Raw genomic sequence first — 10,840 nt, forward strand, 5'->3', positions numbered from 1 at the left:
TATTTTCAATTTTCTTTTTCTGAAAGTTGTTTGTTGTATAGGTCTTTATAGTAACCGTTCTGAGCGACAAGATCGGCATGTGTCCCTTCTTCGAGGATCTCACCATTATCAAGTATAATGATATGATTTGCATTTTTTGCAGAAGAAGCACGATGACTGACTACAACTGAAGTCTTATCACTTGAAATTTTATTAAGCTTATTGAAAATCTCTTCTTCTGTCTCTGTATCTACTGCGGATAAGCAGTCATCAAATAATACAATCTGCGGATTTTTAATAATTGCTCTAGCGATGGAGACACGCTGTTTCTGACCACCAGATAAAGTAATGCCACGTTCTCCTAGTACAGTGTCGTATCCTTTACTAAACTCTATGATATTCTCATGTACTGCAGCGTTTTTTGCTGCACTTATAATGTCCTCTTCGGTAGCATCTGCTTTTCCAAATTTAATATTGTCTCTAATTGAACTACTAAATAAAAAGGCATCCTGAGGCACATAGCCAAGCTGTTGTCTCAAGTTATTAAGGTTATAACTTTCAATAGGTTTTCCATCTATTAAAATTTCGCCTTCATCTACATCATATAATCGGCCTATTAATTCTAAAATCGTTGATTTACCAGAACCAGTTTTACCCATAATAGCCAGGGTTTCCCCTTTTTTTACTTTAAAGGACACATTTTTTAAAGCAACAATATTGGTGTCTTCATAAGTAAAACTAACGTTCCTAAACTCGATTTCACCCTTAATAGATTCAGAATAATTTGTAGAATTATTTTTAACATTGGGAACTTCGCTTAAAAATTCATTGATACGTTCTTGAGAAGCTTCAGCTCTTTGCACCATAGAGGTGATCCATCCTACAGAAGCGACAGGCCAGGTAAGCATATTTACATAAAGTAAAAATTCTACTATAACCCCTACGTTTTCAATTTTTCCATCGATGTATTGCATTCCGCCAAAATAGATCACAAACAGATTACTAAAGCCAATAAGTAAAATCATAAGCGGAAAAAAGAAAGCTTCAACTTTCGCCAGATTGACATTTTTATCCTTGCTTTCGTGAGATAGTTTTTCAAAATCTGTATTAAATTTCTTTAAAATTCCGTAAGATTTAATAACTGCAATGCCACTAAAGCTTTCCTGAGTATAGGTATTAAGGTAAGATAAAAATCGCTGGATCTCCGCACTTCTCTTATTAATAGCTACACTCAATTTGTAAATAGCAAAGGATAAAATAGGGAAGGGCACCAATGTGTACAAGGTAAGAGTTGGAGCTGCCTGAATCATAAAATAGATTACTACTACAAAAAGAGTAAGTGTTTGCACTCCATACATAAGAGCCGGACCAACGTACATTCTTACTTTTGAAACATCTTCAGAAATCCTGTTCATCAAATCTCCCGTCCGGTTTCGTTTGTAAAAATCTAAAGATAGGTTTTGGTATTGTGTGTAGATTTCATTTTTTAAATCATATTCAATATATCTGGAGACGACTATAAAAGTTTGGCGCATCAAGAATGTAAGGATTGCAGAAGCTAAAGCAGCACCAATAATAAGACCTATATTGATAAGTAACTCTTCTTTAACTTCGGCAACACTGGCTTCATTACCATTTACATAATCCTCTATAGCGTTTGTAGAATTCCTAATAAGTTGAGGTGTAAAAACTGCAAAAACACGTGCACCGATGGTTATGATAAAGCCAAGAAGCAATCTGCCTCTGTATTTAAACAAATATTTATTTAGACTTTGTAGGGCCTTCATCCACAATTTACTTTGAGGATGCAAATGTAATCAAAAGACTGTATTGCCCTTTGTAATAACAAAAGTTTAAAAGTCTATACAGGCAATTGTCTTGTTGTAATTTATATTGTCTTTAAAAAAATCAAAATAGGGTTCAAACTCTTCTTTTAAATATTATTTTTGCGCTAAAATTCTAGAACTTACAAATGTTAACAAGAAGACATATTCGTGCCAAGGTAATGCAATCTCTTTATGCTTTCCATCAAGGTAGCAAAGACTCTATGCAAGCTGAAGAGAAATTTTTAAAAAAGAGCACAGAAGACATGTACAATCTTTTCTTACTCAATTTAGAACTCTTGGTTAGCATAAGAAGTCAGGCTGAAGACTATTACAATATTGTAAAAAAGAAGTTTCTTGCTACTCAGGAAGAGAAAAATCCTAATACAAAATTCATCAACAACCAGCTTCTGCAGAGAATAACCAGTAGTCATGCATTAAGCGAACTTATTGAAGGTAGAAAATTAAACCACTGGTCTAAAGATGATGAGTATCCGAAATTAGTTTGGAATAAAATTTTGGAGTCAGATCTTTATGCAGATTATATTTTTACAGAAACGACGAGCTTCAAGGAAGACAAAGATTTCATTGTAGGTATATTCAAAGAAATTATAGCACCCAACGATGATTTGTATGATTATTACGAAGATCATAATTTGACATGGATAGATGATTTTCCTATTGTAAATACAACGTTGTTGAAATTTCTTCAGAAGCAAAAGGAAAGTGATGAGGTTATATCAATTCCGCGTTTATATAAAAATGTAGAAGATGAAAACTTTGCTCGGGAGCTATTTACCAAAACACTCCTTGCAGATGCACAGTTTTCTGAAATAACCAAAAATAAAACACCAAACTGGGACCAAGACAGAATAGCAGAGATTGACAGTATTCTTATGAAAATGGCTTTGTGTGAATTTATGAAGTTTCCGTCAATCCCTGTAAGAGTTACTATAAATGAATACCTGGAACTTGCTAAAGAATATAGCACTCCTAAGAGTAGTACATTTATAAATGGAGTTCTGGATACGGTGTCGAAGGAATATCAGACCAATGGTAAAATTAATAAAATAGGCCGAGGCTTAATGTAATTGCACAATTTGTCATATTTTTGAAATTAATTTAAAATTTATCACTCATGAAAAAAATAATGTTAGCCCTAGTAGCATTAGTTACACTATCACTTACTGCTTGCAATAACAAAGCTTCAGAAAAAGTTGACGAGTCTAAAAAGGAAATTGCAGAAGAGCGTGATTCTAAAACTCAGGCATACCCTGTTATGGAATTTGAAGAAAAAGAGTTTGACTTTGGGACAGTAGAAGAAGGAGAAGTTGTAGAACACACCTTTGCATTCACAAATACCGGTGATGCACCTCTTATAGTTTCCGATGCAACTTCTAGTTGCGGCTGTACTGTTCCAACATGGACAAAAGAAGCTATTGCTCCAGGTGAAAAAGGAGAGATGCTAGTAAAATTTAATACTAGAGGTAAGCCAAACCAACAAATGAAAGCGGTAAGAATTACTGCCAATACAGAATCTGGAAGAGAAACTCTTAGAATCAAGGCTTTTGTTAATCCAAAAGATAGCAATGCTGGTTCACCAGTTAAATAATATATATGGATCAAATAGGAAGTTTATTACCCTTAGTTTTAATATTTGTAGTGCTTTATTTTTTTATGATAAGGCCACAGATGAAAAAACAGAAGAAAGAAAAAAGTTTTATTGAATCCATCAAGCGTGGAGATAAAATAGTTACTAAAAGTGGTTTGCATGGAAAAGTAGCAGATATTAGCGAAAAGTTAGATGCTGTTATTCTTGAAACAGGTTCAGGTAAAATGACTTTTGACAAGTCTGCCTTATCATATGAGCTAACTCAAAAAATCAATGCCCCAGTAAAAGAAAAGAAACCAGAAAAGAAATAATTTTCTTAGGTATAAAGTGATTCAAAAGCTATCGGAAACGATAGCTTTTTTTGTTTAAATTTGAGCATAAATTTAAAAATCAGAATGTCTTTAACTCCCTCAAATATGTTGAAGCTTGGCACTAAGGCTCCGAGCTTTGAACTGCCAGACAGCATATCACGTACTCATTACTCCTTACAGCAGCTCAAAGGAAAAAAGGGGACTATTCTTATGTTTATCAGTAATCATTGTCCGTACGTTAAGCATGTGAATGAAGAGATTGTTAGATTAGCAAATGATTATAGAATTCTGGGGTTTAGTTTTGTAGCGATTTCCAGCAACGATGTAAAGGCTTATCCTCAGGACCATCCGGTAGAGATGTTTAAAACAGCTAGACAGCTCAATTATCCCTTTCCTTACCTGTATGATGAAAGCCAGGAAGTCGCCAGAGCTTATGATGCTGCCTGTACTCCAGATTTTTATGTTTTCGACGAGGCTTTGAAGTTAGTGTACAGAGGGCAATTAGACGATTCAAGACCTAAAAACGGTATTCCGACTTCCGGGAGAAGTATAAGGGAAGCTTTAGATGCTCTTTTAAATAACAGACCAGTTCCTGAGCAGCAAAAACCAAGTATGGGCTGCAATATCAAATGGAGAACCTATTAACATAAGAACCATTGATTCTTAAATAAGATTAATTAATATATTATTAAGTTATATATCCCACAACAAAACTTAATTTTGTATAAAACAATAATATTATGGCTTTAGAAGTAACAGATAAAGATTTTCAAGAAAAAGTATTGGATAGTGATAAACCAGTATTAGTTGACTTTTGGGCGGCTTGGTGCGGTCCTTGTAGAATGGTTGGTCCTATCATAGATGAGCTTAGCACAGAGTATGAAGGCAAGGCGGTCGTTGCAAAAATGGATGTAGATCAAAATCAAGAATTTGCAGCAAAATATGGTGTAAGAAACATTCCAACCGTTCTTTTATTTAAAGACGGAGAAATGGTAAATCGTCAAGTTGGTGTCGCTCAAAAAGAGACATATAAAGAAGCAATTGACAACGTATTGTAATTTACAGTAAGGTTGTTTAAATATAAAGGCTTGGTATTCAACCAGGCCTTTTTTATTTTTAGCACATATGGATTTAAAAAATACACTGCGAGAGTCAAACCTTACAAACCTTCCATTGCTTGCATCACAAGTTGTAGAAGGCTTTATCTCTGGAATCCATAAAAGTCCTTTTCATGGATATTCTGCTGAATTTGCCGAGCATAAGCTATATAATACAGGGGAAAGTACGAGACATATAGACTGGAAGCTTTATGGTAAAACAGATAAACTTTACACTAAAAAATTTGAGGAGGAAACCAATCTTAGATGTCATTTCATTTTAGATCAATCGGCATCCATGTATTATCCTGAAGTTTCATCTCCCTCTTTATCACAACTCGATAAGGTCAGTTTTTCTGCATTGTCTATTGCTTCTATCATGCAACTGCTCAATCAGCAGAGAGACGCTGTGGGGCTTTCAATTTATGATGAAGAGTTGAGGTTCCAAGCGACGGAAAAGGGGAGTGGCCTGCATTACAATATGATTTATAATGAGCTGGAAAAAAGTATTAATACACCACAGCAAAATACAAAAACCAATACTTATCAATTTCTTCATGAAATTGCAGAAAAACTAAAACGGCGTTCACTTGTATTTCTTTTTACAGACTTATTTCAAGCAGATTTATCCAGAGCAGATTTATTTGAAGCTTTAAGGCATCTTAAATACAATAAGCATCAGGTTGTGCTATTTCATACTTTAGATCACAAAACAGAAGTTAACTTTGATTTTGATGAAGCTCCCAAACGTTTTTTTGATTTAGAAACTGGAGCCAAAATAGATTTGCATACCCAGCAATTCCAAAATGAATATGTCGAAAGGATGTCCGAATTCATTCAAGAAGTAAAACTTACCTGTGCAAAGTATAAAATCAGATATGTAGAAGCTGACATTCGAAAAAATTTCGAAAAAATTTTATCGACTTATTTAGTTGAAAAACAGAAGCTAAAGTCCTAAGGTCAATTTTTGTGGAATTATTTTTTCCAAACATGTTTGTGTAATCAAAAATTGGGTTTATATTTGCACTCGCAATTAAGCAACGGTCTGGTAGTTCAGTTGGTTAGAATACCTGCCTGTCACGCAGGGGGTCGCGAGTTCGAGTCTCGTCCAGACCGCTTTAATTTTCACATAAGTGGAAATCTTATTAAGAAGTTGTGTTGTGAATGTGTAAAATCATTCTTAGGTTTAGAAAGTTAAACCACTAGAAGTCTTTCCAAACAGGAAGGGCTTTTTTATTTCCAATAGTTTCTCTTCATTTTACATCCTTTANCCAATAGTTTCTCTTCATTTTACATCCTTTAAAAGACATTTTGACCAAATAAGGTGACCTCAGAGGTGACCCATTTTATTTCTGAGGTGACCCATTTTATTAATCAATAAAATTGAGTCTTATGAAGGTGTTATTCTTAATTAAAAAGAAAAAGGTCAACAAGCGTGGTGAACTGCCAATTATGTGCAGAATTACAATCGAAAAATCTAGGAAAGAGTTCTCTACAGGTATTATGGTTCAGCCAGAGTGGTGGAATAACAAATCTCAGGAGGTGACACAAGCGGTTTCAAATTCAAATGTGATTAACTCCCGGTTGAATCAAATTCGACAGAAGCTTGATAAAATCCATTTATTATTAGAAGTAGAAGCTAAAGATTATGCTGTAGGTGATATTATCAATGTATTCAAAGGTGAAAAGACTAAGAAAGAGTATACGCTTCTTGGAGTTGTTAAAGAGCACAATAACTACTATGAGAAGTTAGTCGGGAAGGAGTTAAAGAAGGTGTCCTGGCAAAAGTTTGAGAATACCTGTGAGCATCTAAAAAAATATGTTTGGTGGAAATATAAGCAACAGGATATAAAAATTGAGGGATTGAAGTTCCCATTCATTACTGATTTTGAATATTATCTGAAAGTAGTAGAGTCGATGCAACAGAGTACAATTAATAAAACTACTCAACGATTTAAGAAAATGATCAATTTCGCTGTTGCCCGGGAATATATACAAAGTAACCCGTTCATGCTCCATAAACCAAAATCTGTAAGAAAGGAGATTATTTATTTAACCTCAGTAGAATTGGAGGATCTGGAAAATAAGGACTTAAATTTAGCACGATTAGAAGAAATTAGAGATTGCTTCGTGTTTTGCTGTTATACCGGATTAGCTTTTAAGGAAATGAACAATTTGACTGCTGATAATCTTCAAACTACATCTACAGGTGACCTAGTAATTCAAATTATAAGACAGAAAACAGGTAGGACAGTGTATATTCCTCTTCTCCCAAAAGCTAAGAAAATAATTGAAAAGTATAATAGTGGCAGTAGTAATACTTTTAGTGGAAAGCTCTTACCTTCAAAAACAAATGCCCATTTTAACGCTTACCTGAAGGAAATTGCAGTTGTATGTAAAATCAAGAAAAGGTTGACACATCATATAGCCCGTAAGACCTTTGCTACAACTGTATTGCTTTTAAATGATGTTCCCATCGAAATTGTTAGTAAGCTGTTGGGACATTCAAGAATAGGGATTACTCAAGCTCATTACGGTGAGATTCTGAATAAGAAAGTGGATCAGGAGATTTCAAGGATTTCAAAACTCTTTTAATTACTAAGTATATAAAGAGTTAACCCCGCAGTTTAAGCGGGGTTTATGCTATACAAAGTCTTTCATTCAAATTTGACTTATTTCTCTTCTGAAGTGCCTCTATTGCCCTCTTTTTTGAGGTTCTTGATCTCTTCATCTTTAACTTTTTTATTTATTTCTTCCTTTTGCTCTTTAAACTGTTTTGAATATTTGTCCATAGTTTTGTGAGCTATTCCAGCACATTTAGCTATCGCTTTGTTGGTTGCTTTACCTTGTTGAATATCCCAATCATTTAAGCATTTCTGAATTTTAGCTATAGTTTCTTCCCTTCTGATTTTTCCACTTATTTTACCGCCAATTCTGCCACCTATGCTTTGTTTCTCTTTTTTTGGTATTTTGTCAGAAAATATAACATATCGGGGAAAATTCTTTATTGGCTTTAAGTCACCAGATTTTTTCTTCTTGAGAAGATTTGCAAGAATGCGTTGAATTTCATGTTTAGGTAATGGTTCATCACAGTAGCTATTAAGATTGTTTACTAAGTTTTCAATACGTTGATCACTCCAGTTTAGATTTAAGGCTGTCAGTTGATGTAATGATGACGAAACTGTAATATGTCTTCTACCTGTTGGTATCCTTTGTGGAACAAAAGCTTTAGAGAAATACTTCTTTTCATCAAAAATAACATATTCCTTACCTTTCAAGTCATAATTGTCTAGATCATTCCATCTTGTATGTTCAGTAGAAGCACCCCCTTTAAGGTCGCACTTCTCTCTCTTTTCTTTTTTAAGTGCTACCTCCAAGGGGGTATTTGTGCTCTCTATTTCCTCCTCTTTACTTATTCCTTCCTTGTAGATAAAAGTTTGACTGCTTTTATTAATGAAGATATCCGGGTCATATGATAGGACTACCTGCCTGGTAATATCAACGCACTGTGGGTCTGCCTCTATGCCTAGTTCTTTAGCTACCGAGTGATATGCATCTTTGAAGTTATGTGTATTAACCCCTTTTGTTCTTACGAGAATTCCTCTTCCTGTTCCGCTAAGGGATAACCAAGAAGCATAAATAAAAGGAGAAGCTTCAAGTTCTGTGCAATTATCTAAGTCTAAATACATTAACCCAGTGAGCTCTTTTAGGTTTTTGACTGCTCTTTTTTCATAAAAGGAGGCATTAGGGCTAAACGTTAAGATTTGAGTCGTTTTTAGATGATCATACAGACTTGTATTCTTTCCTGCCTTTCTTGCTTTAAAGATAGTACTCTTATGAGTTCTACCAACCTTAATGTTACTAAGGACGCTTTCAATTGAGATTTCATCTTTAACCTTAGGATCTTTTACGGAATTGAAAATACTAACCGTATCATCAACTTGTTTTTCTTCTGAGTTAGATTCTTTCCACCTATAAGAAGGTATACAATCTGTTCTCATAAATTTTTCAAGATCGGTTAGATCGGTAGTTCTGTCATTACTGTTTTCTCTTACTAGTGAATTGTTTTTGATTCCCATAATTTAATTGTTTTATTATTATGGTGCATAAGTATTTAAACACTAGATTTTTAACTAAAAAGGGGAATTATAGAAAATGAAAAATGCCGGCTGAGATACCGGCATTACTGAAGAAAAAAATAACAGAAATATTTAAGAGGGGAATGGAAAGGGAACTGCTATTTAATATTTTTTAAAAAGAAAAATTCGGCTTCAGCCATTTGTTGACTGTAATTAGGTTTGTTTATCCATTTACTTGGCTTCCTTTGTCCTCCAACTTCAAAATTGTATCTGCTTTCTAATGCTTTTAAAGGTTTTGCCGTGTCTTTAAATATAGGCTTGATTATCCCGCGACTATTACAATAGATATAAAACATTAAAAGACTCTTTTTCTCATCCATTTTCCACAGATTACCAGTTTTGTTTAAACAATCTCTTTGAGATAGCTCTTCTTCGAACTTAAAGAACAATTTTTCTTTGCCTGGAATAATGAACTTGAGAATGTTATCGTGAGCTCCTGAACCATTATTTGACACTTCCCCTACCTTAAAATTCTTGAGCAAGTGGTCATAATGATCTCTGTAATTTATTGAAAAGTATTCATACGTTTGAAGATAATTTTCTTGGTGAATCTTTGATATGATCTGTTGTATTTTATGAAGATCATTCGATGGGAGCTCTTTCAATGAATTGTAGGCATCATTTAAGGCTTTTAGATGATCATGAAAGAATTTATGAGCTTCTGAATCTGTACCTGATACTATACCTTCATCAATATAATTTATATAGTTCTTTTTAAGTCGTGAAACATAATTTTGGACATCATTTTCAAATTCCTTTAAAACGATTTTTTCATGAAATGAATCAAAATCATATAAAACCTGAGCTGATTCTAAATATTCAGTTGAGCTTTCTTTCATATCTTCAAGCTCTAATGTGTCCCATCCATCCTCACTCATGAAACGTACATTGGCGAATGGATAAATTTTAGAGATGCTCTTAACTAGAGGACGCTTTAATTTTTTTCGGTCTAGAAAGTGTTCAAACTCTGTTTCTTTCCAAGGTTTAAATATCGAGTTTAAATCTTCTTTATCGTATTTTAAATAGTTCATAAAGTATTAAATTAAAGATTCATATATATATCATCAAGCTCCTCCTGGCGAATTCCTAAATACTTTCTTGTAATGGCTACCGAGGTGTGATTGAACAGCTCAGACAGGTATAGTAGTGCTTTCTCAGACTGGTGATTGTTATCCCAAACTCTTCTTCCGAAAGTTTTTCTAAGGCTATGAGAAGAGACATTTCTGCCCTTAAAATACTTCTTTATTAACCTGTTTACATGTTGAATAGAATAGACAGTTCCTTTCTGGCTTCTGAAGGCATGAAAAGTATCTGGATGCTCTGCAAAGAACTCTAATGCAGTCTTAATATGATGGTTGATTTTTAAGTTCCGTTTCTTACCTGTTTTGCCTTCAATGATCTTTAAGCTTTCACCTCTAAGTTCACCGTAGGTTAAATCTAATAGATCAGAAATTCTTAGTCCCAGGTTTATTCCTGTCACAATCAGAAGTCCGAAACTGGGATTATTTCCTGTTCTAATTAAACGCATGCCTTTTCCTAAAGCTTTGTCGAAATCTAAATAAGTTGAGCCTGTCATAAATTTGAAGTTTATAAATGATCAATTACATCAAAAATAGCACATTTTTGAACATTATCAAAATAAATATGTAGCTAATACTCTATGAAACCTATAAATGTTCATTTATGATATTAATGAACATTATTATTTATTGGCTAATTATTAATTTTCAAGCATACCTCTTTACTTATGATATTATTTAAGTCAAAGAGTTAGATAGTTATAGTTAGGTGTTCTCAATAGAGTTGTAAAGTTATTTTGCTATCTACCTAGTAAAGTTTATGACTGGGTAAAAATCTTCTTGTTCTCAAAAAAAATCTT

Annotated in this window: 11 protein-coding genes and 1 tRNA gene; 8 read left to right on the top strand and 4 right to left on the bottom strand. The window is 33.7% G+C overall.

What is annotated here, in order from left to right; all coding sequences use genetic code 11:
• Positions 1–5: 5 nt before the first annotated feature.
• Positions 6–1,766 carry an ABC transporter ATP-binding protein gene (locus tag ACFQ0R_RS01560; protein ID WP_379656614.1) on the bottom strand — a complete coding sequence of 587 codons (1,761 nt, stop codon included), beginning with the start codon at positions 1,764–1,766 and terminating at the stop codon, positions 6–8.
• Between the two features lie 185 nt (positions 1,767–1,951).
• On the opposite strand from ACFQ0R_RS01560, the gene nusB reads away from it, so the two are divergent.
• The 8 genes from nusB to ACFQ0R_RS01600 all read left to right on the top strand — a co-directional run bounded on the left by nusB (position 1,952) and on the right by ACFQ0R_RS01600 (position 7,417).
• Positions 1,952–2,893 carry a transcription antitermination factor NusB gene (gene nusB, locus ACFQ0R_RS01565; RefSeq protein ID WP_379656615.1) on the top strand — a complete coding sequence of 314 codons (942 nt, stop codon included), beginning with the start codon at positions 1,952–1,954 and terminating at the stop codon, positions 2,891–2,893.
• A 47-nt stretch (positions 2,894–2,940) separates the two neighbouring features.
• Positions 2,941–3,414 (top strand): DUF1573 domain-containing protein, encoded by a 474-nt coding sequence (locus tag ACFQ0R_RS01570; protein WP_379656616.1) that lies wholly within the window; start codon positions 2,941–2,943, stop codon positions 3,412–3,414.
• 5 nt (positions 3,415–3,419) lie between these two features.
• Complete coding sequence (yajC, locus tag ACFQ0R_RS01575) at positions 3,420–3,725, top strand: preprotein translocase subunit YajC (RefSeq protein WP_379656617.1); 306 nt, start codon at positions 3,420–3,422, stop codon at positions 3,723–3,725.
• A gap of 84 nt (positions 3,726–3,809) precedes the next feature.
• Positions 3,810–4,370, top strand: coding sequence for a thioredoxin family protein (locus ACFQ0R_RS01580; protein ID WP_379656618.1), 561 nt, complete (start codon positions 3,810–3,812; stop codon positions 4,368–4,370).
• A gap of 95 nt (positions 4,371–4,465) precedes the next feature.
• A complete protein-coding gene (gene trxA, locus ACFQ0R_RS01585; protein WP_379656619.1) occupies positions 4,466–4,783 on the top strand; it encodes a thioredoxin in 318 nt (105 codons plus the stop codon).
• A gap of 67 nt (positions 4,784–4,850) precedes the next feature.
• Positions 4,851–5,780, top strand: a complete 930-nt coding sequence (locus ACFQ0R_RS01590) for a DUF58 domain-containing protein (RefSeq protein WP_379656620.1) — start codon at positions 4,851–4,853, stop codon at positions 5,778–5,780.
• Positions 5,781–5,864: 84 nt separating this feature from the next.
• Positions 5,865–5,938: transfer RNA gene (locus ACFQ0R_RS01595), tRNA-Asp, on the top strand.
• A gap of 276 nt (positions 5,939–6,214) precedes the next feature.
• On the top strand, positions 6,215–7,417 hold the full coding sequence (locus tag ACFQ0R_RS01600; RefSeq protein ID WP_379656621.1) for a site-specific integrase: 1,203 nt from the start codon (positions 6,215–6,217) through the stop codon (positions 7,415–7,417).
• Between the two features lie 77 nt (positions 7,418–7,494).
• On the opposite strand, the gene ACFQ0R_RS01605 is transcribed toward ACFQ0R_RS01600, so the two are convergent.
• The 3 genes from ACFQ0R_RS01605 to ACFQ0R_RS01615 form a co-directional block, all read right to left on the bottom strand.
• Positions 7,495–8,901 (bottom strand): BT4734/BF3469 family protein, encoded by a 1,407-nt coding sequence (locus ACFQ0R_RS01605; RefSeq protein WP_379656622.1) that lies wholly within the window; start codon positions 8,899–8,901, stop codon positions 7,495–7,497.
• Positions 8,902–9,059: 158 nt separating this feature from the next.
• Positions 9,060–9,992, bottom strand: coding sequence for a hypothetical protein (locus tag ACFQ0R_RS01610; RefSeq protein ID WP_379656623.1), 933 nt, complete (start codon positions 9,990–9,992; stop codon positions 9,060–9,062).
• 11 nt (positions 9,993–10,003) lie between these two features.
• Positions 10,004–10,537, bottom strand: a complete 534-nt coding sequence (locus tag ACFQ0R_RS01615) for a tyrosine-type recombinase/integrase (protein ID WP_379656624.1) — start codon at positions 10,535–10,537, stop codon at positions 10,004–10,006.
• Positions 10,538–10,840 lie beyond the last annotated feature (303 nt).

The sequence above is a fragment of the Psychroflexus salinarum genome (genome assembly GCF_042677225.1).
Lineage (GTDB): Bacteria > Bacteroidota > Bacteroidia > Flavobacteriales > Flavobacteriaceae > Psychroflexus > Psychroflexus salinarum.